A 26001-nucleotide genomic window follows, 5' to 3' on the forward strand; every position below is an offset into this window, starting at 1 on the left:
TTCACGCTCCACAGAATCCATACAGGCAATCGCCGTGGCATCCGGCGGGATCGGTCGAGGTACCCGATTCCGTGCTGTGTCGGCCACGCCCGCGCACAACCCCGGCCACGCCCGCGCACAACCAAGTCGAGATCCCGAATGACACAGTCAGTTGAACATATCAGCCAAGCCATCGCCCGCGCGGTCGAGCGGCAGGATCTGACCCGCGACGAGATGCGTGTCGTGATGCGCCAGATCATGTCGGGCGGCGCGACGCCGGTTCAGGTGGCCGGGTTCATGGTGGCGCTGCGCATGAAGGGCGAGACGGTGGACGAGATCACCGCCGCCGCCGAGGTCATGCGCGAGCTGGCCGTCGGCGTTCAGGTCGATGTGCCGCATCTCGTGGACATCGTCGGTACCGGCGGGGACGGATCGGCCCTGTTCAACGTCTCCACGGCTGCCAGTTTCGTGGTGGCCGCAGCCGGCGGTCACGTGGCCAAGCATGGCAACCGCTCGATCACGAGCCGATCCGGAAGCGCGGACATGCTGGAGACGGCGGGCGTGAAGCTGGACGTGTCGAGCGCCTGCGTCGCCGACTGCGTGCGCGAACTGGGTATCGGTTTCATGTTCGCGCCGCAGCATCACGGTTCCATGCGCCATGCCGCCGTGCCGCGCAAGGAGCTGGGCGTGCGGACGCTGTTCAACGTGCTCGGCCCGCTGACGAATCCGGCCGGTGCGCCGGCGATGCTGATGGGCGTTTATGCCGAACATTGGCTGGAACCCCTCGCGGCCGTCATGAAGGCGCTGGGCGCCCGGCATGTGCTGGTCGTCCACAGTCATGACGGGTTGGACGAGATCAGTCTGGCCGAGGCGACCGAGGTGGCCGAATTGAACCGCGGCGAGATCACCCGGTATCGCATCAGCCCGGAGCAGTTCGGTCTCAATCGTCAGCCGCTGGCGTCGATGGTCGTCGATGGTCCGGCGCAGAGCGTGGCCCTGATTCGCGCGGCACTCGGTGGCGAGCCGGGTCCGGTGGCGGATATGATTGCCCTGAACGCTGGCGCCGCCATCTACTGTGCGGATCTCAAGTCCACGCTGGCCGACGGTGTGGCGCGTGCGCAGGCGGTGCTTGCCTCCGGCGCCGCCCTGCAGCGCCTCGACGCGCTGGTCGCCAAGACGCAGTCCTGCGTAGCCTGATGTGGGTTTACCTGATGAACCCAATTCGTTGACCCCTATCCTAATGACCCTTATCTAATGAACCAGGCACCCGATATTCTGCAGAAAATTCTCAACCGCAAGGTCGAGGAAGTCGCCCAGCGCTCAGTGTTGCGCTCCCTGGACGACATGCGCGCTGCCGCCCAGGCCGTCGGTCAGGAGGGCGGTGCACCCCGAGGATTCGTGGCTGCCTTGCGCCGCCGGGTCGATCAGGGCCTGCCGGCCGTGATCGCCGAGGTCAAGAAGGCCTCGCCCAGCAAGGGGGTGCTGCGGGCGGACTTCGATCCGGCGGCGATCGCCGCGAGTTACGCCGAGGGCGGCGCTGCCTGTCTGTCGGTGCTGACCGATCACGATTTCTTCCAGGGGCACGAGGACTACCTGCAGCAGGCGCGCGCCGCCTGCGCCCTGCCGGTTCTGCGCAAGGATTTCATGATCGATCCGTGGCAGGTCTACGAGGCCCGTGTGTTGGGTGCCGATTGCATCCTGCTGATCGTCGCCGCCCTGACGGACGAGCGGATGCAGGAACTCTACACGGTGGCACGGTCGCTCGGGATGGACGTGCTCGTCGAGGTGCATGACCGTGCCGAACTCGAACGGGCCCTGGCGCTCGGTGCGGAGATGGTCGGCATCAACAATCGCAACCTGCGCACCTTCGAGGTGTCGCTCGACACGACGCTCGAACTGCTGCCGCTGATTCCGGCAGATCGCCTGATCGTGACCGAAAGCGGGATTCTGTCGCGACAGGACGTGGCGGTGATGCGCGCTGCGGACGTACACACTTTTCTGGTCGGCGAGGCATTCATGCGCGCCGAGGATCCGGGGCGTGCGCTGCACGCGCTGTTTAGCGAGGATACGGTATGAAAGCACGGGTGAAATGGGTCGAAGGCATGGCCTTCATGGCCGAGGCAGACAGCGGGCATGGCATCATGCTCGACGGCTCGCCGGAAATCGGCGGGCGCAATCTGGGCGCGCGGCCCATGGAGATGGTGCTCATGGGGCTGGGTGGCTGCACGGCCATCGACGTCATGGTGATCCTCGGCAAGCAGCGCCAGCCGGTTGAGGACTGCTGGATCGAGCTCGAGGCCGATCGTGCCGAGGTGGCCGCGCCGAAGGTCTTCACGAAGATCCATCTGCACTATGTCGTGAAGGGGCAAGGGCTCGATCCCAAGCAGGTCGAGCGGGCGGTCAAGCTGTCCGCCGACAAGTACTGCTCCGTGTCGGCGATGCTCAAGAGCACGGTCGAGATCACCTACGATTTCGAGGTCCGGGACTAACCCTGACCCTACGCTTCTTGACCCCACTCTTCTTCCGATGCCTCAGCGGGGGTACGGGGCGTTCCCGGGAACTTGCGGGGACTCCGCCCATGGATACGCTTGGGCAGTCTCTTGTGGGTAGTCGCTTGGGGTGCCTCCGGAGTTAACTTCGGAGTTAACTCCGGGGTTGATTTCGGGTTGATTTCGGGTTGATTTCGGGGTCGTCAGGCCAGTGCCCGGGCGATCAATTCCACCGGGTGGCGCACGGCCACGCCCAGTCCTGCCGCCAGGTGCGTGGCGCAGCCGATGTTCGCCGAGACCACGCAGTCCGGTTTCAGTCGTTCGATTTCTTCTAATTTCGGTGCGCGCAGCGCCTCGGCCTGATCGGGGTACATCAGCACATGCATGCCTGCCGCACCGCAGCAACGGTCGTTGGTGGCCAGCGGCACGGGCGTCAGGTCCGGAATCCGGCGAAGCAGACGTTCGGTACTGCCGGGTTGCTTGAGGACGCGGGTCTGGCTGCAGGGCAGGTGGATACCCGCCCGGATCGCGAGCGGATTCAGCGGCGGCCAGTCGGCGTCGGGGAGGTTGGCCAGATAGTCGGTGATCTCGACGACGGGGGCGGCCTGCGGTTCCCGTTGTAGTTCGGCTGTGCAGGCCGTGCCGATCACGACGATCGCCGTCAGGTCCGGGTCGGAAAACACCTGGCGGTTCTCGGCGCGCAATCGGGTCGCTGTGGCGAGATCACCGCCGTGCTGATGCATGGCGCCGCAACATGCCTGACCCTCGGGAATCTCGACGATATGCCCCAGCGCTTGCAGGACCCGGATACCGGCTCGGACGGCATCGCTGTTCAGTGCTTCGCCGGTGCAGCCGATGAACAGTCCCACGCGTCTGGCGGATCTCCCGGTCTCATTGGTCTTGTGTGTCGCGGGTCGGTGCGCAGCGGGATGAAAGCGTTTGGGCAGCTGCCGGGGCAGGGCGCGACCCCATGGGCCGCCGAGGGTTCGTAGCGCACCGCCGAGCCCCAGACGCTGAAGAATCCTGAGCAGCGACCCCAGCCGACCCATCATCCGGCGCCGGCTGAGAACCCGGTTCCTGAGCGCGGTCCAGATGCGTCGGGCGGCTTTGGGCAGGGCGGCTTCATCGACGGTCGTCGTATCGGGTGTCCTCTGGGTCGTCATGTCAGCGGTGAAATCGCCGGCCGCCAGGGCCGTACGCAAATGATCCATGAGCGATCCGTAGGCTACCCGAGACGGGCAGACCGATTCACAGGCCAGGCAGCTCAGGCAGCGATCGAGATGATCGACGACGGTCGCGTCGGCGGCGAGCTGTCCGCTCGACAGGCCCAGTGCCAGGCTGATCCGTCCACGGGGACCGTCGGCCTCGTTCTGCGTCAGGCCGAAGGTGGGGCAATGGGGAACGCAGATACCGCACATGACGCAATCGAGTGCCTGCTGGCGAATGCGGGATTGTCGGTTCGATGCGGTCGAATCGGGTGGTGGGGCGGCAGTCTGGGGGGCGCGCAAAGGGCTTTCTGGCTTCATTCCGGTATCAAAGCACGGCGACGCCTCAGGGGCAAGCCGCTGAAGCGTGAGGAAATGTTGTCAAAAAAGATTTGCAATGCGAATGTATTAGTGTATTCTAATACCGTTAATTGCTAATTTCTTTGGTGGTTCTTGTTGCCGGCCCTGTGCCGGCTCTTTTTTTGCCCGCAGGTTAGTGAACCCGGCAGGCTTTTCCGGTCCGGTGCTACGGACGAATGCCCGACGGATTTGTCTCGGATGATTGAATTGGCACTTGTCAGGCGTGGGATGTTTCGCTAGAATCGCCGCCTCTTTGAATCAATGCAATATTCTGCTTCTTTGGGAGCTATATAAATGAAAACTTTTTCCGCCAAGTCGGCTGAAGTCAAACGCGACTGGTTCGTGATCGACGCTTCGGGCAAGACCCTCGGCCGTCTCGCGACCGAAGTGGCTCGTCGTCTGCGTGGCAAGCACAAGGCAGAGTACACCCCGCACGTTGACACCGGCGACTACATCATCATCGTGAACGCGAAGGATGTGAAGGTCACGGGCAACAAGGCACAAGACAAGGTCTACCATTTCCATACCGGTTTCATCGGTAACATGCGGCACTTCACCTTCGAGAAGATGATCGAGCGTGCGCCTGAGCGTGTGATCGAACTGGCGGTTAAAGGCATGCTGCCGAAAAACCCGCTGGGTCGTGACATGTTCCGCAAGCTCAAAGTGTACGCGGGTAGCGAACATAACCACGCGGCGCAGCAACCCAAGCCGCTCGAGATCTGATCGGAGAATCATCAATCATGGCAGTGACCCAAAATTACGGCACCGGTCGTCGCAAAACGTCTTCGGCCCGGGTATTCCTTCGTCCTGGCAGTGGCGCCATTACCATCAACGGCAAGACGATCGAAGATTTCTTCGGTCGTGAAACCGCCCGCATGATCGTGCGCCAGCCTCTGGAACTGCTGGAAGTTTCGGATCGCTTCGACGTCTTCGTGACCGTTCAGGGCGGTGGCCCCAGCGGCCAGTCCGGCGCCATCCGTCATGGCCTGACCCGTGCCCTGATTGAGTTCGACGAGAGCTATCGCGGCAAGCTGCGTACCGCCGGTTTCGTGACCCGCGACGCGCGTGAAGTCGAACGTAAGAAGATCGGTCTGCGCAAAGCACGCCGCGCGGTTCAGTTCTCCAAGCGTTAATCCACGCTTGGCGGATATCCGCCAGACCGTCGAAAAACCCGCCTGCCGGCTTGGCATGGCGGGTTTTTTCTTTGGGTGTTTCTCCCGATCCCGAAAGAGCCGTGGCTCTTGAGGCAATGGGCGTGTGCGGTGGCTTCGAGTGATCCGTTCTCCGCTCCCCATGGTTTTGATCTTGCCCAGGCATCGCGCAGCCTCGGGCCAGAAATACCCGAGACAGGACAGCCATGTGCGCACCCCGATGCTAGGACGGGGCGAGGCGAATAGCGAGGCGAATAGGGTTGCAAGGCCGCGCTGCGGACGAAGTGTTCACTGCGCGGGCCTGGTCATGAAAAAAGCCCCGGAGACTGCCGATCAATGCGGGAGCCTGCGGGGCGGGTGATGGCCTGATATCGGCCTGATATCAGGGGTTGGCGGGATTAGCCGCGGCCTGGGGCCAGCAGATGGGCGATGGTCGGGATCTGAGTGGCAAAGACGTAGGCGGTACCGACCGCGATCAGGGCGATGATGATGAACGGTATCCAGCCGGCGAATCGCGGGTTCGGATTCCGGATGTGCTGATCTGCCTGGAGGCGCTTTTTGCCGGTGATCATGGCCTGGACCAATGGGTCGTGCTTCCTGAACTGATAGAAGGCGATGGCCGCCAGATGCAGGCCGATCAAGGCCAGCAGGATGTTGAAGTTCAGGTGGTGGATTTCCGTCAGCAACCCGCTGGTCTTGCTGGATACGTACTGACTGAGGGGGGCAGAGGTATACAGCTCGTCGTGCGCGAACAGACCGGTGATGACCTGTATGAGCAAGGACAACAGCATGGCGAGTACCGACAGGGCACCCAGCGGGTTGTGACCGAGGAAAACGCTCTTGCCGGGTTCCTTGAGATAGGCCCGAATCTGGTCCGGGCCTTTCACGAACTGGCGAAACCGGGCCGTGTCGCTGCCGAAAAATCCCCAGAGGATCCGGAACACCAGCAGGCCGATCATGGCGAAGCCGATATCCATATGCCAGTCGAGGTTATCGATGCTGTCCCATACCTCGGCGGTGTACCACAGGGCGATTACGCCCAGTACCAGCAGCCAGTGGACGATGCGCACGGGAAGATCCCACACGCGGACCCGGGTCGTTAGGGGAGGATTGGGTTCGGACATGCTGAATGCTCCTGGGGTGGGAGGGCCTGCCGACTCCGGTCAGGCCGATCGGGGTTACTGGCCCATCAATTGCTCAAGAATAGCCGGGTTTTCCAGCGTGGACACATCACCCTGGGGCAGTTCCCCCTTGGCGATGCCTCGAAGCAGTCGACGCATGATCTTGCCGGAACGGGTCTTGGGCAGGTTGTCGCCGAACCGGATTTCGTCCGGTTTGGCGATCGGACCGATCTGCTCGGCCACCCAGTCGCGCAGGGTCTTGATCATGGCTTCGGCATCGGCGCCCTGGGGGCGTTCGCCCTTGCAGACGACGAACGCGACGACGGCTTCGCCCTTGATGTCGTGCGGTCTGCCCACCACGGCGGCTTCCGCGACTGCGGGGTGTGCCACGAGGGCGGATTCGATTTCCATGGTCCCCAGGCGGTGTCCGGAAACGTTGAGCACGTCGTCGATGCGACCCATGATCCAGAAATAGCCATCATCGTCGCGACGCGCCGAGTCGCCGGCGAGGTAGTAGCCCTTGAGCGTTTCGGGGAAATAGCTGCGCTGGAAGCGGGCGTCATCGCCCCAGACGGTACGGATCATCGAGGGCCAGGGGCGCTTGATCACGAGATTGCCGCCCTGATTGGGGCCGATCGGTGCGCCGTCGTCATCGACGATATCCGCCATGATGCCGGGCAGCGGCAAGGTGCAGGAGCCGGGTTTGGTGGGAATGGCGCCCGGCAGGGGGGCGATCATGTGCGCGCCGGTTTCGGTCTGCCACCAGGTGTCGGCGATGGGGCAGCGCTCGCCGCCGATCACGCGGTGGTACCACATCCAGGCCTCGGGGTTGATGGGTTCGCCGACCGTGCCGAGCAGGCGCAGGCTGCTGAGATCGTACTGCTTCGGGACTTCGTCACCGAGTTTCATCAGGGCGCGGATGGCAGTGGGGGCGGTATAGAACACCGATACCTTGTGGTCTTGAACCATGCGCCAGAACCGGCCGCCGTCGGGATAGGAAGGGACGCCCTCGAAGATCACCTGGGTGACGCCCAGCGCCAGCGGACCATAGGTGACGTAGCTGTGCCCGGTAATCCAGCCCACGTCGGCGGTACACCAGTAGACGTCGTCGTCCTTGAGGTCGAACACCCAGGCGTTGGTCAGGATCGCGTTCAGCAGGTAACCGCCGGTCGAGTGCTGGACACCCTTCGGCTTGCCGGTGGAGCCGGAGGTGTAGAGCAGGAACAGGGGGTGTTCCGATTCGACGCTCACGGGTTCGCAGGTCGTTGGCTGGTCGGCTGTCAACTGCGACCAGAGTACGTCCCGACCGTCGACGATGGTCGCCGAGTCGTTGCCAAGCCGCTCCAGCATAACGACACGTTCCACGCTCGGGCAGCCGTGTTCGATCGCCTTGTCGACCGCTGTCTTGAGAGGGACGGCCCGTCCGCCACGCATCCCGCCGTCGGCGGTGATCACGAGCTTGGCGCCGGTGTCGTTGATCCGGTCACGCAGTGCTTCTGCGGAAAAGCCACCGAATACCACCGAGTGAATGGCACCGATTCGGGCGCAGGCGAGCATGGCCACGCTCGCTTCCGGAATCATCGGCAGGTAGATGATGACGCGGTCGCCCTTGGTGATGCCGAGGCTCTTCAGGCCATTGGCCATCTGCGCCACCTGATCGTGCAGCTGCTGGTAGCTGATGGTGCGCACGCTGCCGTCGTCGGCTTCGGCGATGATCGCCGTCTTCTTCGCCTTGGCGGGCAGGTGTCGGTCGATGCAGTTGACCGAGGCATTGAGCTTGCCATCGCCGAACCAGCGATAGTGCGGCGCCTTCGACTCGTCAAGTACCGTCTGGAAGGGTTGGTCCCAGGTCAGCCACTCGCGGGCCTGGCGCGCCCAGAATCCCTCGTAATCGGATGTCGCTTCGGCGACCAGCGCGTCGTAGGCGGCACGGGAGCCGATGCGCGCCTTCGCGGCGAAATCGGGATTCGGCGGGAAGACCCGGTTTTCCGTTAGAATCGATTCGAGATTGTGCATGGTTATTTCCTCGAGTGTTTTGGCACTCTGCTGCGTCGTTCGCCAGGTGCGCCGGCCCAAGGGGCCTGGTTCGATAAGTGATGTCAAACCGCGTATGGTGCCAAATGCGGCCCGGCTTGACCATAGGCGGCCTGCACAATAGGGAGGCAAAATGCCCCGAATTGGCTCAATGAACGTTCTGGTAACCCAATACGCATCATGAATTCCGACACAGGTTCTCTTTCCGTGGTTCCGACGATGGATGCCCGACGCCTGGCCGAGTTGCTGGATGAAACGGTTCGCCAACCGGATCACGCCATACCGGTGATGATCTGGGGGGCACCGGGTATCGGCAAGTCCGATCTCGTTCGGCAGGCCGCCGAGCGACAGGGGGTGCCGCTGATCGATCTCAGGCTCTCGCAACTGGAGCCGACCGATCTGCGCGGAATTCCCCTGCATGAGGCGGGGCGGGTGCGTTGGGTGCCACCGGAAGAGTTGCCGGATGCCCAACGCGACGGCATGTCGGGCGTGCTCTTTCTGGACGAGATCAATGCCGCACCGCCGGCCGTCGCTGCCAGTGCCTATCAGTTGATCCTCGATCGGCGACTGGGAACCTATCACCTACCTGCCGGCTGGACGATTCTCGCGGCGGGCAACCGCCTGGATGATCGAGGCATCACCTATGCGATGCCGGCACCGCTGGCGAATCGATTCATGCACGTCACATTGACGCCCGATGTCGAGGCATGGCTGGACTGGGCCGCGCGCCGCGATGTTCATGATCTGCTGCGGGATTTCCTGGCGGCCGAACCGGACTGGCTGGTCCGGTTTTCGCCGGACCCCGAGGTGACGGCGTTCCCCAGCCCGCGCAGCTGGGCATTCGTCGATCGGGTGCTCAAGCGCCGCCCCTTCATCGATGCGACCACTTTCACCCATGTTGCCGCCTGCGTGGGGCGGGCTGCGGCAGAGGCGTTTGCCGACCATGCCGGTCGGCAGACGCCGGTGGCCGATTGGGCCAATGCCCCGGAAATCCTGCGCGATCTTCGGGATCTGCCGGCTCAGATCGATGCGGTTCGGCGTATCCGCGAAGCGGTTGGCCAGCAGCGGATCGATCTGGGACAGGCCTTGGTGCTGGCGACGGAGCTCCCCGACGACGCGCTCAGCTTCGGGCTGATCGAGCAGCTGCATGAATTGGCGGGCGATCGTCTGTTCGACGAGCCGGCCTTTTCGGTCTGGGTGGCGCGGCGCGGTGCGACCTCCGGCTTCCCGCTCCGGGAAGATCATGACGCCGACGCCTGATGCCGCGCGCTGGCAACGCGTGCGTCAGGATCTGATGCATCGCTGGCCCGCCTTGATCCGATCGTTGCCCGAACAAATTCAGATCGTGCGGGATGGTGGGGCGATCGGACTCACCGACGGTTCGGTCGTGATGCGGGCCGATTGGCTGGGGCGCGTCGAGCGATCCGAGCTGGTCCGTGCCGCACTGCATCTGGCGGGCCATGCCGCTCTGGGGCATCGACCCTGGCGTCAGCATCCCTCTGTGAGAGATGCGCGGCTGGATGGCGCCGTGCGTCGCTTTCTCTCGGCACTGGGGATCGATTCGGACGAAGCCGACTGGTCCGGGGATCATCATGGCTCCTGGCCCGGTGTGCCGGTGCGTGCCCCGGGGGAAACCTGGGCCGCCCGGGGCGAGTCCGCTTCGGCGCGACAGAGCGATCCGGGCGGGGCTTCGTCAGCGCCGTCAACCGAGCGGGCGTCTTCGGCTGAACGGCGTCAGGACGAGCGAGTTGAGGTGGATGAGCCGACGTTCGATGCCCACCGATCGGGCGCGGCGGGCGATCTCAGGGCCCAACGGGTAATGGGCCGGGCGTCGGCACGTATATCGCCGGGCCATCGGCAGACTGACTGGCGGGCGTTGCTGCGTCTTTGGCTGGTGCAGCGAAGCCATCGCCGGTGGCAGTTCGATCGCCCGGCGCGTCGGCGTGTCGAACCCTTCATTCTGCCGCGTCTGTCGGGGCGGCAACTGCGGGTAGCGGTGGCTCTGGATATCAGTGGATCCATCGACCCGCGGTGGTTCGCGCAGTTCTTCCGTGAAATCGAGGCCTTGCGGGGGTTGCTGCCGCTGCAGTTGCGCCTGTTGACCTGCGATAACCGTATCCATCTTGATCGCGCCTTGCAGGGGGCGGCGGTTCTGCCGCCTATCACGGGCGGCGGCGGGACGGATTTCCGACCGGTATTCGCTCGCCTGGCCGGGGATGCTGCACTGGATGCGCTGATCTATTGCACGGACCTCATCGGGGACTATCCGGCCACTATACCGCCGTTTCCTGTGTTCTGGCTGGTGCCGGAAGTCGTTCGAACGGCGGCTGCTCGGCCACCCGATCCGCCGTTTGGGCGCGTCCTGATGATGCGGGAGGCGGCGGCATCATGACCGATCACACCCTGTTGCCCGAAGAGACCCGCCAACTGATCGAGGAGTTCGTCGCCGCGCTTTGGTTGGAGGAGGGGCTGGCACACAATACGCAGATCGCCTATCGGACGGATCTGCGTCTGGCTGCCGTGCAGTTGGCCAGGACGGAGGGGGTATCGCTGCTCTCGGCCGGTCCCGAGCAATTGCTTCGGTTGCTCGGGGCGCGGCTGGGTGATGGTCAGTCGCCGCGTTCCGTCGCGCGGTTGCGCTCGGCCCTGAAGCGGTTCTACGCTTGGTTGCATCGTCAGCAACGCATCGCGCAGGATCCGACGACGGGGCTGGTCGCGCCGCGGCTGCCGCGCGCATTGCCCGGCGCCCTTTCCGAATCGGATGTGGAGCGACTGCTGTTGGCGCCGGATGTTACCGAACCGCTGGGTTTGCGGGATCGGGCCATGCTGGAGCTGCTGTACGCCACCGGTCTGCGGGTTTCGGAACTGATCGGCCTGAGTTTCGGTCAGATCAATCTGGTGCAGGGCGTAGTCCGGGTGACCGGCAAGGGCAACAAGGAACGGCTGGTGCCCGTCGGGGATGAGGCACTGGCTTGGCTGGGGCAATATCTTCAGTTGGCGCGCCCCGTTCTGCTGAAGCGCCGCGAGTCGCCGCTGGTCTTCGTGACGGAGCGGGGTGATGGGATGACGCGACAGGCGTTCTGGTACGTCATCAAGCGTCACGCGGCGTCGGCCGGCCTTCCGCGGTTGCCGTCGCCGCACACCTTGCGTCATGCTTTTGCCACGCATTTGCTGAATCACGGCGCCGACTTGCGGGTGCTGCAGATGTTGCTCGGTCATTCGGATCTGTCGACGACGCAGATTTACACCCACGTCGCGACGGCGCGGCTGAAGGCGCTGCACGCCAAGCATCACCCGCGGGGATGACCAGGGCGAAGGTGGCCGGGGAAATCACGGACGACGGTTATTGGGCCGAGGCATGCCGATCAGGCGTGTCCGGTCCGTGTTTATGTCGATTGGGTTGTTTGAATTTTTGTTTGTTTTGGTTGTTTATTTTTTATTCGTTCTATCGAGAGTGTCCTTTCATGAAGTTTTATCGTTCCCTGGTCCGTGCCGCCCTTGCCGCGTCCGTGGTGGGTCTTTCCACGCAAATGGCGTTGCAGGCCGCACAGGCTGATTCGGCGGCCGACGTACAGGCCATCCGCAAGCAGCTGACCCAGTACATGCCCAATCTGCCCATCGACAGCGTGACGCCGACACCCGTTGCCGGCATCTATCAGGTGATCTCCAAGGGGCAGATCGCCTATGTGACGGCCGACGGCCGCTATCTGTTCGCCGGCAACCTGCTTGATCTTAAGGAGCAGGTGAACCTCACCGGCCGTGTGCGCAACCTGCAAAATCTCGCACTCTTGAAAACGGTACCGGCCGACCACAAGATGATCTATGCCGCGGAGGGCAAGAAGAAAAGCACGATCTGGGTGCTGACCGATCCGACCTGTCCGTTCTGCGAAAAGCTGCATGGCGAGATTCCTGCGCTGCAGAAGGCCGGTATCGAAGTACAGACGATCCTGACGCCGCGTGATGGAAAGGATTCCCAGGGCTATGTCGAGTCGTCGCAGATCATGTGCGGGCATCAGCAGAAATCTGATCTGAGTGCGGCCATGGCGCATCAGGCGCTCAGTGGGCCGGCCTGCAAGAATGCCGTGATCGATGCGAACATGAAGCTGGCCGAGGCGCTCGGTATGAGTGGTACGCCCTATATCGTCATGCCCGACGGCAGTTCCGTTCCGGGATATCGTCCCGCCCGCGACCTGATCCCAGCGATCATGCAGGCCCAGTCAGATTCGTCGGGGAACTGAAAAGCATCGCCCCCGGTGACGAACCGTCCCGGGGGCGATGGATGTCGATCCTGTGATCGGGCGGCTTCAGGCCGCCCGATCGGTTTCGGCGGTCAGTTCTTGTTTTCCGGGATCTTGTTCGCGGCCAGAGTGGCATTGAGTACCTGTTTGGCGTCGGCTGCCTCGGTGGTCAACCCCAGCTTGTCATAGGCTGAAATGAGAATTTTCAGGGCCGGAATGGTAGCGACCGAACCGTTGAAATCGGTCAGCGCCGTTTGGGCGCGGTTGGCGGCCGCCAGCCAGGCGCCACGCCGCATGTAGTATTTGGCCACGTAGATTTCATGCTCGGCCAGGTAGTTGCGGATCTTGACCAGTCGCACGCTGGCGTCGGTGGTGTATCGGCTGTCCGGGAAGCGCTTGACCAGTTCGGAGAAGGCCTGGAAGGCATTTTTCAGGATGCTCTGATCCCGGTACGCCAGATCGGGCTTGGCAATCCGGTTGAGGAGCGAGTCGCCCCGATCCATGTTGGCCAGCCCTTTCAGGTACAGGGCGTAGTCGACGTTCTTGCCCTGGGGGTGCAGCTGGATGTAGCGATCGGCGGCAGCGATGGCCGAGTCGGGTTCGTCGTACTTGTAGTAGGCGTAGGCGACTTCCAGTTGTGCCTGCTCGGTATAGGCGCCGAACGGGTAGCGGCCTTCGAGGGTTTCGAATTTCTTGATGGCCGTCCCGTAGTCGGCTTCGTGCATGGCCTGAGTCGCTTCGTCGTAAAGCTGGGCGGCGGAGATGGTCGGATCCGAGAGATCGACCTTGTCCGAGTCGTCCTTGGAGAACCAGGAGCAGCCGCTGACCAGAACGATGCTGCCGGCGAGGACCAAGCCACTGATCAGTTTTGAGGTGCGGAACACTTGATGCCAGTGGGTGTGGGCAGACATACTGAATGGAAATCCTGAAATAGAAATTATGCGGTCGGTATAGAATTCAAGCGCCTTATGTTCGCAGATTCAAACCGATAAACCAAGCGATAAACCGAAGCGAAAAAAGCCGGTCGATTCCCCTATTTTTCCGATGAGCCGATCGTGCTGATGCGATCCGTCCGTCGGTTCACTTTTGGACACGATATGCATCTTGAAGAATCCCTGATCATCCCGGATCACTGCGCGGGTCAGCGGCTGGATCAGGCGCTGGCCCAGTGTTGGCCGGACTTTTCGCGCAGCCGCATCCAGGACTGGATCAAGTCCGGCGACATTCTGGTCGATGGCGAGGCCGCGCGCAGCCGTGCCCAGGTGCTGGGCGGGGAGACGGTCGTCCTGCAGACCGAGATCGAGGACGAGGTGTCTGCCGTACCGCAGGATATCCCGCTGGACATCTTGTACGAGGACGATGCGATCATCGTGCTGAACAAATCACCGGACATCGTCGTTCATCCCGCGGCAGGCAACCCGGACGGCACACTCGTCAACGCGCTGCTGTTTCATGACCCGGCGCTGGCCGCCGTGCCCCGGGCCGGCATCGTGCACCGTCTGGACAAGCAGACGTCCGGCGTGATGGTCGTCGCCAAGACCCTCGCCGCGCACAAGACCCTGGTGGCCAATCTCGCCGCGCGCAAGATCCGCCGCGAATACGATACGGTGGTCATGGGGCATGTCGTGGCCGGCGGGACGGTCGACAAGCCCATCGGCCGGCATCCGCGGGATCGTCAGCGGCAGGCGGTGGTCACCATGGGCAAGCCGGCCGTGACACATTATCGGGTGCTGCAGCAGTACGGCGAGCAGACCTGGCTTCGGGTCCAGCTGGAAACCGGCCGAACGCACCAGATCCGGGTTCATATGGCGCATATCCGCTATCCGGTCATCGGCGATCCGGTGTATGGCGGACGGCTCCGGCTGCCCCATCGGGCATCGACGGCGCTCGTCGATATCCTGCGGAATTTCGAACGTCAGGCCCTGCATGCCCGATTCCTGACCCTGGAGCATCCGGTCAGCGGCGAGGTCATGCGCTTCGAGGCACCGCTGCCCGACGACATGCTCGAACTGCTGGAACTCCTGACCGAACATCGGGATCGCATGCAGCACGGTTCGACGCAGGTAGACGACGATCCGGACGAGGCCGAGGTCATCTATGTCCGTGACGACGACTGACGATGCATTGATTCGGGTGGACTGGCCGGCCCCGTCGGGGGTGCAGGCCTGGGTGACGACCCGGCATGGCGGGGTCAGCGCCATGCCCTTCGATTGCTTGAACCTGGCCACCCATGTCGGCGATGATCCGTCTTCCGTCGAGGAAAACCGGCGTCGACTGCGGCGTCTGGCCCATCTGCCGGCCGAACCGCGCTGGTTGAATCAGGTGCATGGCACCGAGGTGGCGACCGGCGATGCGTCAACCTGTCTGCCCGATGCGGATGCCAGTTACACCGATGCGGCGAATGTGGTGCTCGCCATCCTGACGGCCGATTGTCTGCCCGTGACCTTCTGCAGTGACGATGGACGTGAACTGGCCGTGGCCCATGCTGGCTGGCGGGGGTTGGCGGCCGGGGTGCTGGGCGCGACGGTCGCCCGGTTTTCCGCGTCGCCCGAGTCGATCATGGCCTGGCTGGGGCCGGCCATCGGCCCACAGGCCTTCGAAGTGGGCGAGGAGGTCCGATCGACCTTCGTTGCCGCCAATCCGGAAGATGCCGTCGGATTCGTCGCGGGAGTCCGTCCCGGCAAATATCAGGCCGACCTGTTTGCGCTGGCCCGTTTGAGCCTACGCCGGGCGGGCGTGCAGCGGGTTTTTGGCGGCGGCATCTGCACCTTCAACGAAGCGGAAACGTACTATTCCTATCGTCGGGATGCGGGGCGCACCGGACGGATGGCGACCCTGATCTGGCGCACGGATGCGGACTGAACCGATCGGGTGACCGAAGATACGAGCGATGATTGAGGAGAGCGAGGCCATGCCCGAGAATTACCCAGAGAACAAGCCAGAGCATAAACAAGAGAAGAAGATGAACGATAAATGGTTGATTTTGACCCTGGTCGGCGCAGACCAGCCAGGGATCGTCGCGAACCTGACCCGGATCCTGTTCGGTGCCGGGGCCGAGTTGGGCGAGGCGGCAATGCTTCGGCTCGGCAACCAGTTCGCCATCATGCTGATGGTGCGCGGTGCTGGTTCGCCGGAGACGGTGATGGGGCTGCTCGAATCCGTCCGAGCGCAATTCGATCTGAAACTGCATATCGACGAAACCGACGCCGCGCTGCATGAGCAGCGTGATCCCGACGTATTGGTGACCGTGCATGGCGCCGACCGCGCGGGCATCGTGGCGGAAGTGACGGGCGCATTGGTCGAGGCGGGCTTCAATATCCTCGATCTGCGTTCGGACGTCGGCGGCTCGACGACTTCACCGATCTATATCATGCAGATCGAAGGTGAAGCCCGGCAGGGCATCGAGGCGATCGAGCAGGCCGTGGCGGCACTGAACCAACAGGGACTCTCGGTGCGGGTCGTTCCGCTCGATACGGTGCGGGGTTGAGCGTGGCGACTCTCGATATTCTCACCTACCCCGACGAGCGGCTGAAAACCGCCTGCGAGCCCGTGGATCAGTTCGATCCGGCCCTGCGCGAATTCATCGAACACCTTCAGGAAACCTGTTCCGGGGGGCCGGGGGCGGTCGGCATTGCGGCACCCCAGGTGGGCGAATTGCGCCGTATCTGCATCGTCGATGCGACCCGGGCCAAGCGGCCGGTCGAAAATCACGGCCCGCTCGTGCTCATCAATCCGGAGATCACCGCCTGGGACGGCTTCGCCGTTGGCCGGGAAGGCTGTCTCTCCGTGCCGGACTACACCGGCAAGGTGATCCGCGCCGAACGGATCGAGCTGAAGGCGCAGGATCCCTTCGGCAAGCCGCTCAGTTTTTCGATGAAGGGTTTCGAGGCCCGCATCGCGCAACATGAAGTGGATCACCTCGACGGTATCCTCTTTCTGGATCGTCTGGTCAGTCGCCACGCCGATCTGCAATTGCGCAAGAAGTAGTCGCTTTTTGATCTGAAAAAAATCTGACATGGAATCAACATGTTCCTGTCACCTGATTGCGGCATAAATGTCACGGGAGAATCCATGGGAGTGACCGTGCCATGCCGCAAGCCAATCAGCCGTTCATCTATCGCAGCATCTTCATTTCCGATGTGCATCTGGGTACCAAGGACGCGCGGGTGGAATACCTGCTGGATTTCCTCGCGCATGTCCGGTGCGAGCATCTCTTCCTTGATGGCGACATTTTCGACATCTGGAAGATGAAGACCAATCGTTGGCACTGGCCCCTGCTCAATACCCAGCTGCTGCAGAAATTCATGGAACTGGCGTCGGCGGGCACGCGGGTGATCTATGTGCCGGGTAATCACGACGAATTCTTCCGCGACTATCTCGGTTCCGAGATCGGTGGGGTACAGATCCACCGCGAATACCGGCACACGCTGGCCGACGGGCGTCGGGCGCTGATTCTGCACGGTGACGAGTTCGATGGCGTGGTACGCCACAGTCGGCTGCTCAAGTGGATCGGCAATGCCGGATACGAGGTGCTGATGTGGGCGAACCGGGCGAGCTTCCGGGTTCGTCGCTGGCTGGGTAAGGGGTACTGGTCGCTTTCACTGGCCATCAAGCAGCAGGTGCCCAACGCGCGCATTTATATCGAGAAGTTCGAGCAGGCGGCGATTCGCCATGCCCGCGAACAGGCCGTCGACGTGATCGTCTGCGGACACATCCATCATGCCAATCTGCGCGAAGAGCAGGGCGTGACCTACGCCAACTCCGGAGACTGGGTCGAGCATTGCACGGCGATCGTCGAACACATGGACGGTACGCTGGAACTCGTGAATTGGGTGAAGGAAAGCGCCGAGCGTCTCGATGGCCGTCAGGCCGTCACTGTGCCCCCTCTTCCCGCGCCGGTTCTGGAGCAGCAGTCAGCCCACGCCAAATCCCTGCATTCGTGATCGACCGGCCGGGTCGCGTGCTGCGAGATATCCTCAGGCGAAAGGCAGTCGATCGCGCAGGGCGTTGACCCATTCCGTCATGATCAGGGCCGGTGCCGGCATCGGCGGCTCCATGAAATTCACGACGAAGCGGTCGTCGTATTCCGTGACGCCGATGGATCTCGGACGCACGGCCATCACCTGCGGGTTCGGCAGTTTCATGCCGAAGCAAAACACGATGTTCTGGGCCGCACGAATGCCTTCGCCAATCTCGCCGCCCGGCAGTTGCGCCGTATGCTGGTAATGATCGAACAGGCCGATGAAGGCTGCCGTCGGGTCGGTTTCGATAATCCGTTTCAGTCGTGCCATGATCTCTTCCGTGTTCGTGGCGCTCGTCTCGTGTCTGGCAATCTCGGTTTCGTACACGGGATAGGTGTCGTTGAAACGGGTTTCCTGCATCGCGGGCTCCGGGCAAGTTTCGCTGCGTCAAAAGCGCGCTATTTAAGCACGGTTGCTAACGATTTTCCGGACAAATTAATCATGCGGTTTACTTCCATGTCCGATTCGTCACGATCCGCTATGGCGTCTCGCTGAATAAATCTATGACGAAATATGGGGTTTCCGGCTTGAATTCGGGTGCAGCGGCGCCATATCTGCGGGAAGATTAACGAGTTTCGAGAGGTTGTCTCATGCGGATGGATAAATTGACGGCCAAGTTCCAGATGGCGTTGGCCGATGCGCAGTCCCTGGCGGTCGGGCGAGATCATCAGTTCATCGAGCCGGTGCACGTGCTGGCGGCGCTGCTGGATCAGGAAGGCAGCACGGTGCGTCATCTTCTGGCGCAGTCGGACGTCAATGTCGGATTGCTGCGTTCCCAGATGGGCGAGATGCTGGATCAGATACCATCCGTTTCCGGCGGTGCGGCGGGCGAAGTCCACATCTCCAATGACCTGTCCCGACTGCTCAATGTCACCGACAAATTGGCACAGACCCGCAAGGACCAGTACATCTCCAGCGAGTTGTTCGTGCTGGCCGTGGTCGAGGACAAGAGTGCGCTGGGCGAACTGTTGCGCAAGGCGGGCGCGAGCAAGGGGGCCTTGAATCAGGCGATCGATTCCGTGCGTGGCGGCCAGTCCGTCAACGATCCCAACGCCGAGGAATCCCGTCAGGCGCTGGAGAAATACAGCATCGATCTGACCGAGCGTGCGGAGCAGGGCAAGCTCGATCCGGTCATCGGGCGGGACGAGGAAATTCGTCGTGCCATTCAGGTGCTCCAGCGGCGCACCAAGAACAACCCGGTGCTCATCGGCGAGCCGGGCGTGGGCAAGACGGCGATTGTCGAAGGCCTGGCCCAGCGGATCGTCAATGGCGAGGTGCCGGAGAATCTCAAGAACAAGCGCGTGCTCTCCCTCGACATGGGGGCGCTGCTGGCGGGCGCCAAGTTCCGGGGGGATTTCGAGGAACGGCTCAAGGGCGTGCTGAACGACGTGGCCAAGCAGGAAGGTCGGGTCATTCTGTTCATCGACGAAATCCACACCATGGTCGGTGCCGGCAAGGCCGATGGTGCAATGGACGCGGGCAACATGCTGAAGCCGGCCCTGGCGCGTGGCGAGCTGCATTGCATCGGCGCCACCACCCTGGACGAATATCGCCAGTACATCGAGAAGGATGCGGCGCTGGAGCGGCGCTTCCAGAAGGTGCTCGTGGACGAACCCAGCGTGGAGGACACCATCGCCATCCTGCGTGGCCTGAAGGAACGCTACGAGGTGCATCACGGGGTCGATATCACCGACCCGGCGATCGTGGCGGCGGCGACCCTGTCCCATCGCTACATCACCGATCGGCAATTGCCCGACAAGGCCATCGACCTGATCGACGAGGCGGCGAGCCGCCTGCGGATGGAGATCGACTCCAAGCCGGAGGAGATGGATCGCCTGGAGCGGCGCCTGATCCAGCTCAAGATCGAGCAGGTCGCGCTGAAGAAGGAGTCCGACGAGGCGAGCAAGAAGCGTCTGGCCGATCTCGAGGAGCAGATCGAACGCCTGGAGCGCGAATACGCCGATCTCGAGGAGATCTGGAAGGCCGAGAAGCTGAGTGTGGAAGGCAGCGCCAAGATCAAGGAGCAACTGGATCACGCGCGGGTCGATTTCGAAACCGCGCGTCGGGCGGGCGATCTGGCCCGCATGTCCGAACTGCAGTACGGCCGGATTCCCGAATTGGAGCGGCAGTTGCAGCAGGCGCAGTCAGCCGAATCGAATGCCGACGCCCAGGCGCCGCAGCTGTTGCGCAACAAGGTCGGCGAGGAAGAGATCGCCGAAGTCGTGGCACGGGCGACCGGGATCCCGGTGGCCAAGATGCTGGAAGGCGAGAAGGACAAACTGCTGCGCATGGAAGAGGCCTTGGGTGCGCGGGTTGTCGGTCAGAGCGAGGCGGTGGCCGCGGTCGCCGATGCCATCCGCCGTTCGCGGGCGGGTCTTTCCGACCCGAACCGTCCGAATGGCTCGTTCCTGTTCCTCGGGCCGACCGGGGTGGGTAAAACCGAACTCACCAAGGCCCTGGCGTCGTTCCTGTTCGATACGGAAGAGGCCATGGTGCGGATCGACATGAGCGAATTCATGGAGAAGCATTCCGTGGCGCGCCTGATCGGGGCGCCGCCGGGCTACGTCGGTTACGAGGAAGGCGGTTATCTGACCGAGGCCGTGCGCCGCAAGCCCTATTCGGTGATCCTGCTCGACGAGGTCGAGAAGGCGCACCCGGACGTCTTCAACGTGCTGTTGCAGGTGCTGGACGACGGTCGACTCACGGATGGGCAGGGACGTACGGTCGATTTCCGCAACACGGTGATCGTCATGACCTCGAATCTCGGATCCCATGCCATTCAGGAAATGGCCGGGAACGATGACTACGAGGCCATGAAATCCGCAGTAATGGAAGTCGTCGGTGGTCACTTCCGGCCCGAGTTCATCAACCGGATCGACGAGGTGGTGGTGTTCCATCCGCTGGGCCGCGAGCAGATTCGCAAGATCGTGGATATCCAGATCGACTTCCTGCGCAAGCGTCTGGCCGAGCGGGATCTCCGCGTGGATCTGTCCACGGATGCACTGGATCTCCTCGGCGAATCCGGGTTCGATCCGGTGTATGGCGCACGTCCCCTCAAGCGGGCAATCCAGCAGAAGTTGGAAAATGCGCTGGCGCAGGCGATCCTCAAGGGCGCGTTCGGCCCGGGCGACACGATCCAGGTCGATGTCGCGGATGGACAACTGGTGCTGAAGCACTGATCGATCGGTATCGCGATGCCCTGAACAGAACAGCCGCAGGTTTTGCCCGCGGCTGTTTTTTTGTTCGTCCTCTCGACGGGGTCAGTGACGACGATTCATCCGGCGGATTTCCTGAACCAGTTGCGGCTGCGGCTTGCGAATCGGGCCGACCATGTCGGCCAGCGTCTGGCGGTCGAGGACGGCCAGAAAAGCCTGCAGCGCTTCGTGGAGCGTCCACTCCAGCTGGCAGTTGCCCTGGATGGGGCAGGTGTTGTCCGGGCCGAAGCAGGCTGCCATCTGCCAGCTGCCTTCCATCGTCCGGACGACCTGCCCGATATTGATGGCGAGTCCGTCCGCACCTAGGCGAAGTCCGCCGCCACGTCCGCGCTGGGCCTGGATGAAGCCTTGATCCGTCAGGCGCGTGACGACCTTCATCAGGTGATTGTGGGAGATCCGATAGAAGTCCGCGATTTCGCGGATGGTGACCAGGCGCAGCGATTCATCGGTGGCCTTCTCGGCACGTTGTGCCTCTCTCGCCAGGAAAATGAGCACCCTTAAGGCATAGTCCGTTTGTTGATTGAGTTGCATGTTTCGCTGATTCCATTTTGGACGGGGCGGATTGCATCGGTCGACGTGCCGTGCGGTCTGTACGATCCGCCGGGGCCCAATCTAGCAGATTGTGAGGTCATTCGCCTTGGCGCCAATAAAAGACGTATGTAACATGCATCAATAAATGGTCCTTGGTTCATGGCTCAGGAGGGGGGAGTGGGATGCAACGACATGCGATTCTGATACCACGTTCACGCGAACATCATCGAAGCTTGCGTCTTGCGCGCGATTTGCAGCGCGCAGAGCTTGATGCGGCATATGGTCAGCGACAGATCCGGGCGGCGGCGGACGATCTTCGCAGGCATTTTTCGGAAGAGGAAAAAACCTTTGCCGTCTGGGTGACTGAATTGCCGGATTCGCACACAGTCCTGTCCTTGCTGGACCGCATGCATCGCGAGCACCGAAGCCTGATAGCCATCATCGATGTGCTCTGTGCGGATGCACCCGATTTCGAGCCAGGAGCCGGCTCCTTGTCTCGACGATTGGCATACCACACGTTCGGACAGCTGCTGGCAGAGCATATCGCCTTTGAGGAGCGTAGCCTCTTCCCGGCATTGCAGGACTGCTGCTTGATGGCGGTGTCGGAAATGCCTGCCGGGGTACGTCCCGGGGTACGTCCCGGGGTACGTCCCGGGGTACGTCCCGGGGTACGTCATTCATGAATCGATTCGCGTTTCTCTCCGTGGGTTTCCGCCCCTGGTTTATTTCCCTGCTGGTTGCCGGCCTGTGCCTGTTTGGGGTTTGGGGTTGGGTGTGGTTTGCCCTGGGTACTGGGCGCGGGTTGGGCCTGCCCTTGGCAATCGGTACCGTGGTGAGCGACTGGCGATGGCATGCCCATGAGATGATTTTCGGACTGGGGGTGGCACTGCTGTCGGGATTTCTGCTCACGGCCGTGCGGAACTGGACTGGCGTGCGCCTGCTGTCGTCGCGTGCGCTGCTGGCCATGGTCGCGCTATGGTGGAGTGCGCGTCTGCTGCTATTGCTGTCGGGGATGAGCGGTTGGGCCGGGTTTACCCTCTCTGCGGCCGTGCCGCTCTGGGTGGCGATCGTGATTCTTCGTCCCATTCTGCAGGCGCGCCAATGGCGCAATCTGATTTTCCCGGTTGTCCTGATCACCCTGTCGCTACTCGACTGCTTGTTCCGAGCTGAAATGCATGCGTCCGATTTTCGTTCGGGGGTTGCCTGGGCCGGGTTGTGGCCGCTGGTGGCGGTGGTCCTCTTCATGGCGCAACGGGTCATCCCGTCGTTTACAGGGAATTTCATTGGCCGGCGTGATCTGGACCTTGGTCAGCCTTTGGCTATCGTGTTCGGTGGCGGACCATTTCTCCTGCTGTTGTTGGGTCTCCTGCCGTTTTTCGTCGCGAGGACGGTGTTGTTGCCGCTCGGGGCCGTGATGCTGGTTCTGTTCGGTGCTCATGCTCTGGGTCATTGGTGGGATCGGCGCGTGTTGCGGGAGCCCATGCTGGCGGTTCTGTTTGTCGGTTTTCTGCTGGTTCTGAGCGGGGTGCTCATCCTGGCCATCGCCCAGTCCCCGACCTTGCCGGTAGCGTGGCGTGCTCAGTGGGTGGATGGAGGAATCCATGCCCTGGGTCTCGGGGTCATGGGCGTGTTCGGGCCGGGAATGATGTTGCGTGTCAGCGCTGGCCATACGGGGCGGGCGATTCGGATGCCCCGTGTGTTGCGTGCCGCATTTATCGTCGCCGTTCTACTCTGGGGCGTGCGCACGGCAACGCTCGGAATCGGTCTGCATCCAGGGTGGCTGGCGTTGTCTGCCTGGGGGATGGCCGGGGTCTATCTCGCGCTGCTGCTGTCGATCGGTCCATGGCTGGTCCGTCCCCGCGTCGATGAATGAATGGCGGCGATCCCGGTGGCGGAAGAGCCGTGTCAGATGGGAATCTCATTCATCGAATGCCCATCCTCGAATACCCGCCGGCAAATTCTGGCACAATAGCCGGGATGCGGGTTCCACGTGGGATGTGGTCCGCCCAACCACCGTGCGGCAGCCGATGCCGGTGCGGCCGAAATGGAATCTACTGTGAGCGATTTTCGACAACGGTTCATACGATTTGCGCTGGATCACGACGCGCTGAAATTTGGTCAATTCACCTTGAAGTCCGGGCGGCAGAGTCCGTATTTCTTCAATGCCGGGGCATTTTCCACGGGCGAGGCGCTGGGCGCGATCGGGAATTTCTATGCGGACGCGATTCTGGCGGCGGGCATCGAATTCGACGTGCTGTTCGGACCCGCCTACAAGGGGATTCCCCTGGCGGCGGCCACGGCCATCGCATTGGCCGAGCGCACCGGCAAGCCGATTCCCTGGGTGTTCAACCGCAAGGAGGCCAAGGATCACGGCGAGGGCGGCAATCTCGTGGGTGCGCCGTTGGCAGGCCGGGTATTGATCGTCGATGACGTGATTACGGCCGGAACCGCCATCCGGGAGTCGTTGCAGCTGATTGCGGCGGCCGGTGCACAGGCGGTGGGGGTTTCCGTGATGATGGATCGTCAGGAACGCGGCCAGTCCGATCTCTCGGCCATCGGCGAACTGCGGCGCGACTACGATCTGGCCGTAATCAACATTGCCAGCCTGGACGATCTGATCGCGTTTTGTGCGGATCGCGCCGATCTGGCGGAATCCCGGGGACGCATGGAGGCCTATCGGGCGGAGTATGGCGTGCGTGCCGACTAGTGTGTCGAGCAGGGCAGGGGCGGCCATGAAAATCAGCCATCCCTCCCAATAAGATTTGCCAATAAAAAAGCCCCGCAAAGCGGGGCTTTTTTGCTGCCGGTGTCGGCAAGGCGCCGGACGATCAGGCGCTGGCGGACAGAGCCTTGATGCGGCCCACCAGGGTGGACTTGCGGCGTGCAGCGGTGTTCTTCGCCAGAATACCCTTGTTGACCATGCTGTCGATCACAGGCTGGGCGCTCTTGTAGGCGGCCTGTGCTTGTTCAACGCTCCCGGAGGCGACAGCCTTGAGAACTTTCTTGTATTCGGTACGAACGCGGGAACGTAATGCCACGTTGCGCTGACGGGCTTGTTCCGCCTGACGAACGCGCTTTTTGGCTTGTGCGGTATTTGCCACGGATCAAACTCCTCGATCTTCATGCGTGAATTTTATTGAGGCGCGTGATTCTGCCATGTGCAGGAGAAATGTCAAGTGCGTACGGTGTATTTTCCCCTTCACGTCGCCTCGGTCGGGTGACGGGTTCAGTCAGGTGACGGGGGTGGTTGGCAGACGGGGCAGCAATAGGTGGCCCGTTGTGCCTGGGTGAATTTTCGGATCGGCGTGCTGCAGACGCGGCAGGGCTGATCGGCGCGATCGTACACGTTCAGTGTCTGCTTGAAGTAGCCCGGCTGTCCATCTTCCCGGACGAAATCGCGCAGCGTCGTGCCGCCCTGTTCGATGGCGCGGGCGAGGACGTCCCGGATTGCCGCGACCAGTCGGGTGACTGCATCCCGGTCGCAGCGACTGGCGGAGGTCGTCGGGTGGATGCCTGCCAGGAACAGGGCCTCGTTGGCATAGATGTTCCCGGCGCCGACGACGATGTCCGCGCTCATGATGAGCGGCTTGATGGCGACGAGGCGGTTTTGCAGCTTCCGGTGCAGGTATTCGGGCGTGAAGTCGGGGCCGAGTGGTTCGGGTCCCAGATTCGCGAGTCGCTCGTGCGGGTTGTCCACGTGGTCGGTGAGCAGCGCGCCGAAGCGGCGCGGATCGTGATAGCGCAGGATCCGGCCGCTGTCGAATTCGATTTCGACGTGATCGTGCTTTCTTTTCGGCGTGCCGGGCTCGACGAGGCGCAGGCTGCCGGACATGCCGAGGTGAATCAGCAGGCGTTCACCGTTCTCGAATGCGATGAGCAGGTATTTGGCGCGCCGGGAAACATCCGTGATACGGCGATCCTTCAGCCACTCGGTCAGGTCGCCACGCACTGGCCACCGCAGTCGGGGATCGTGCACCTGGGCACGGACGATCCGGCGGTCAAGGCAGTGAGGCTCGATGCCCCGACGGGTGGTTTCGACTTCAGGTAGCTCGGGCATGTTTGTTCCGCAAACAAGAAAACCCGCCGCAGGGATATGGCTGGGCGGGTTGACGAAGTGGGGATCAGGCTGGCGGATCGGGTCGATGCAGACCCGATGGGGCACTTACTTGATCTTGGCTTCTTTGTAGATCACATGCTGGCGAACGACCGGATCGAATTTCTTCAGTTCCAGCTTTTCCGGCATGGTGCGCTTGTTCTTGGTCGTGGTGTAGAAGTGACCGGTACCCGCGCTCGATACGAGTTTGATTTTATCACGCATGGTTGTTCTTCCTTATCGGGTCCGGGGTGCGCCCGAACCGAACATGTTCAGTGGTTAGATTTTTTCGCCACGCGCCCGCATGTCGGCCAGAACGCTGTCGATACCCACCTTGTCGATGGTGCGGATCGCGTTGGTCGATACGCGCAGGGTCACGAAACGGCCTTCGCTTTCCACCCAGAACCGCTTGTGGTGCAGGTTGGGCAGGAAACGGCGACGGGTTTTGTTGTTCGCGTGCGAAACGTTATTGCCGACGGCAGGACGTTTGCCGGTGACTTGGCAGACTCGGGCCATGATGCTGGTCTCCTAAAAAGCGGACGCTCGATATCATTCAAAGGCGCG

28 protein-coding genes are annotated in these 26001 nt (G+C 62.4%); 18 read left to right on the forward strand and 10 right to left on the reverse strand.

The window, feature by feature from the left end; all coding sequences use genetic code 11:
- Positions 1–138 precede the first annotated feature (138 nt).
- From trpD to A9404_RS10840, 3 genes are read left to right on the forward strand one after another with little or no spacing between them, the layout of a single operon-like run.
- Entirely contained in the window at positions 139–1176 is a 1038-nt protein-coding gene (gene trpD, locus A9404_RS10830; RefSeq protein ID WP_066101406.1) for an anthranilate phosphoribosyltransferase, read from the forward strand.
- Between the two features lie 57 nt (positions 1177–1233).
- A complete protein-coding gene (gene trpC, locus A9404_RS10835) occupies positions 1234–2055 on the forward strand; it encodes an indole-3-glycerol phosphate synthase TrpC (protein ID WP_066101409.1) in 822 nt (273 codons plus the stop codon).
- Complete coding sequence (locus tag A9404_RS10840; RefSeq protein WP_066101412.1) at positions 2052–2468, forward strand: OsmC family protein; 417 nt, start codon at positions 2052–2054, stop codon at positions 2466–2468. The genes trpC and A9404_RS10840 overlap by 4 nt, the downstream gene beginning before the upstream one ends.
- 203 nt (positions 2469–2671) lie before the next feature.
- Here A9404_RS10840 and A9404_RS10845 read toward each other — a convergent pair whose 3' ends face one another.
- The gene (locus A9404_RS10845) at positions 2672–3994 is read right to left on the reverse strand and encodes a (Fe-S)-binding protein (RefSeq protein WP_082922918.1); all 1323 of its coding nucleotides are present in this window, start codon (positions 3992–3994) and stop codon (positions 2672–2674) included.
- Between the two features lie 333 nt (positions 3995–4327).
- Between A9404_RS10845 and rplM the strand changes: the two genes are divergently transcribed.
- Together rplM and rpsI are read left to right on the forward strand one after the other, a co-directional pair.
- Positions 4328–4756 (forward strand): 50S ribosomal protein L13, encoded by a 429-nt coding sequence (gene rplM / locus A9404_RS10850; RefSeq protein WP_066101418.1) that lies wholly within the window; start codon positions 4328–4330, stop codon positions 4754–4756.
- A gap of 17 nt (positions 4757–4773) precedes the next feature.
- On the forward strand, positions 4774–5166 hold the full coding sequence (gene rpsI / locus A9404_RS10855) for a 30S ribosomal protein S9 (protein WP_066101422.1): 393 nt from the start codon (positions 4774–4776) through the stop codon (positions 5164–5166).
- A gap of 416 nt (positions 5167–5582) precedes the next feature.
- Here the strand turns inward: rpsI and A9404_RS10860 are convergent, their stop codons facing one another.
- Together A9404_RS10860 and acs are read right to left on the reverse strand one after the other, a co-directional pair.
- On the reverse strand, positions 5583–6308 hold the full coding sequence (locus A9404_RS10860) for a cytochrome b/b6 domain-containing protein (RefSeq protein ID WP_066101426.1): 726 nt from the start codon (positions 6306–6308) through the stop codon (positions 5583–5585).
- Between the two features lie 54 nt (positions 6309–6362).
- Positions 6363–8321, reverse strand: coding sequence for an acetate--CoA ligase (gene acs, locus A9404_RS10865; RefSeq protein ID WP_066101429.1), 1959 nt, complete (start codon positions 8319–8321; stop codon positions 6363–6365).
- Positions 8322–8519: 198 nt separating this feature from the next.
- On the opposite strand from acs, the gene A9404_RS13545 reads away from it, so the two are divergent.
- From A9404_RS13545 to A9404_RS10885, 4 genes are all read left to right on the forward strand, one after another.
- The gene (locus A9404_RS13545) at positions 8520–9599 is read left to right on the forward strand and encodes an AAA family ATPase (protein WP_066101432.1); all 1080 of its coding nucleotides are present in this window, start codon (positions 8520–8522) and stop codon (positions 9597–9599) included.
- Positions 9583–10731 (forward strand): VWA-like domain-containing protein, encoded by a 1149-nt coding sequence (locus A9404_RS10875; RefSeq protein ID WP_066101434.1) that lies wholly within the window; start codon positions 9583–9585, stop codon positions 10729–10731. The genes A9404_RS13545 and A9404_RS10875 overlap by 17 nt, the downstream gene beginning before the upstream one ends.
- Positions 10728–11645: a site-specific tyrosine recombinase XerD gene (xerD, locus tag A9404_RS10880; RefSeq protein ID WP_066101436.1), complete on the forward strand. Its 918-nt coding sequence runs from the start codon at positions 10728–10730 to the stop codon at positions 11643–11645. Before A9404_RS10875 ends, xerD begins: the two co-directional genes overlap by 4 nt.
- 158 nt (positions 11646–11803) lie before the next feature.
- Positions 11804–12577, forward strand: a complete 774-nt coding sequence (locus A9404_RS10885) for a DsbC family protein (RefSeq protein ID WP_066101439.1) — start codon at positions 11804–11806, stop codon at positions 12575–12577.
- Between the two features lie 92 nt (positions 12578–12669).
- Here A9404_RS10885 and A9404_RS10890 read toward each other — a convergent pair whose 3' ends face one another.
- Positions 12670–13488 (reverse strand): outer membrane protein assembly factor BamD, encoded by an 819-nt coding sequence (locus A9404_RS10890; protein ID WP_066101442.1) that lies wholly within the window; start codon positions 13486–13488, stop codon positions 12670–12672.
- A 186-nt stretch (positions 13489–13674) separates the two neighbouring features.
- Between A9404_RS10890 and rluD the strand changes: the two genes are divergently transcribed.
- The 5 genes from rluD to A9404_RS10915 all read left to right on the forward strand — a co-directional run bounded on the left by rluD (position 13675) and on the right by A9404_RS10915 (position 17520).
- Positions 13675–14694, forward strand: coding sequence for a 23S rRNA pseudouridine(1911/1915/1917) synthase RluD (rluD, locus tag A9404_RS10895; RefSeq protein WP_066101445.1), 1020 nt, complete (start codon positions 13675–13677; stop codon positions 14692–14694).
- The gene (pgeF, locus tag A9404_RS10900; protein WP_066101448.1) at positions 14675–15439 is read left to right on the forward strand and encodes a peptidoglycan editing factor PgeF; all 765 of its coding nucleotides are present in this window, start codon (positions 14675–14677) and stop codon (positions 15437–15439) included. The genes rluD and pgeF overlap by 20 nt, the downstream gene beginning before the upstream one ends.
- A 100-nt stretch (positions 15440–15539) precedes the next feature.
- Positions 15540–16064 carry a glycine cleavage system protein R gene (locus A9404_RS10905; protein WP_066103251.1) on the forward strand — a complete coding sequence of 175 codons (525 nt, stop codon included), beginning with the start codon at positions 15540–15542 and terminating at the stop codon, positions 16062–16064.
- Positions 16065–16066: 2 nt separating this feature from the next.
- Positions 16067–16564 (forward strand): peptide deformylase, encoded by a 498-nt coding sequence (gene def, locus A9404_RS10910; RefSeq protein WP_066103255.1) that lies wholly within the window; start codon positions 16067–16069, stop codon positions 16562–16564.
- Between the two features lie 101 nt (positions 16565–16665).
- The gene (locus A9404_RS10915; RefSeq protein ID WP_066101451.1) at positions 16666–17520 is read left to right on the forward strand and encodes a UDP-2,3-diacylglucosamine diphosphatase; all 855 of its coding nucleotides are present in this window, start codon (positions 16666–16668) and stop codon (positions 17518–17520) included.
- A gap of 33 nt (positions 17521–17553) precedes the next feature.
- On the opposite strand, the gene A9404_RS10920 is transcribed toward A9404_RS10915, so the two are convergent.
- Complete coding sequence (locus A9404_RS10920; protein ID WP_066101453.1) at positions 17554–17958, reverse strand: DUF6858 family protein; 405 nt, start codon at positions 17956–17958, stop codon at positions 17554–17556.
- A gap of 230 nt (positions 17959–18188) precedes the next feature.
- Here A9404_RS10920 and clpB point away from each other — a divergent pair, with 230 nt between their 5' ends.
- Positions 18189–20777 carry an ATP-dependent chaperone ClpB gene (clpB, locus tag A9404_RS10925; RefSeq protein WP_066101456.1) on the forward strand — a complete coding sequence of 863 codons (2589 nt, stop codon included), beginning with the start codon at positions 18189–18191 and terminating at the stop codon, positions 20775–20777.
- Between the two features lie 81 nt (positions 20778–20858).
- On the opposite strand, the gene A9404_RS10930 is transcribed toward clpB, so the two are convergent.
- Complete coding sequence (locus A9404_RS10930; protein ID WP_066101459.1) at positions 20859–21344, reverse strand: RrF2 family transcriptional regulator; 486 nt, start codon at positions 21342–21344, stop codon at positions 20859–20861.
- Between the two features lie 182 nt (positions 21345–21526).
- Here A9404_RS10930 and A9404_RS13220 point away from each other — a divergent pair, with 182 nt between their 5' ends.
- The 3 genes from A9404_RS13220 (at position 21527) to pyrE (ending at position 24051) form a co-directional block, all read left to right on the forward strand.
- On the forward strand, positions 21527–22027 hold the full coding sequence (locus A9404_RS13220; RefSeq protein WP_082922921.1) for a hemerythrin domain-containing protein: 501 nt from the start codon (positions 21527–21529) through the stop codon (positions 22025–22027).
- Positions 22024–23217, forward strand: coding sequence for an NnrS family protein (locus A9404_RS10940; protein WP_066101470.1), 1194 nt, complete (start codon positions 22024–22026; stop codon positions 23215–23217). Before A9404_RS13220 ends, A9404_RS10940 begins: the two co-directional genes overlap by 4 nt.
- Before the next feature lie 183 nt (positions 23218–23400).
- The gene (pyrE, locus tag A9404_RS10945) at positions 23401–24051 is read left to right on the forward strand and encodes an orotate phosphoribosyltransferase (RefSeq protein WP_156521313.1); all 651 of its coding nucleotides are present in this window, start codon (positions 23401–23403) and stop codon (positions 24049–24051) included.
- A gap of 121 nt (positions 24052–24172) precedes the next feature.
- Here the strand turns inward: pyrE and rpsT are convergent, their stop codons facing one another.
- The 4 genes from rpsT to rpmB form a co-directional block, all read right to left on the reverse strand.
- A complete protein-coding gene (rpsT, locus tag A9404_RS10950; RefSeq protein ID WP_066101473.1) occupies positions 24173–24445 on the reverse strand; it encodes a 30S ribosomal protein S20 in 273 nt (90 codons plus the stop codon).
- Between the two features lie 125 nt (positions 24446–24570).
- Positions 24571–25401: a bifunctional DNA-formamidopyrimidine glycosylase/DNA-(apurinic or apyrimidinic site) lyase gene (mutM, locus tag A9404_RS10955; RefSeq protein WP_066101477.1), complete on the reverse strand. Its 831-nt coding sequence runs from the start codon at positions 25399–25401 to the stop codon at positions 24571–24573.
- A gap of 105 nt (positions 25402–25506) precedes the next feature.
- Positions 25507–25662: a 50S ribosomal protein L33 gene (gene rpmG / locus A9404_RS10960; protein ID WP_012824876.1), complete on the reverse strand. Its 156-nt coding sequence runs from the start codon at positions 25660–25662 to the stop codon at positions 25507–25509.
- A gap of 54 nt (positions 25663–25716) precedes the next feature.
- On the reverse strand, positions 25717–25953 hold the full coding sequence (rpmB, locus tag A9404_RS10965) for a 50S ribosomal protein L28 (protein WP_066101480.1): 237 nt from the start codon (positions 25951–25953) through the stop codon (positions 25717–25719).
- Positions 25954–26001: the final 48 nt, after the last annotated feature.

Source organism: Halothiobacillus diazotrophicus (assembly GCF_001663815.1).
Taxonomy (GTDB): Bacteria; Pseudomonadota; Gammaproteobacteria; order Halothiobacillales; family Halothiobacillaceae; genus Halothiobacillus; species Halothiobacillus diazotrophicus.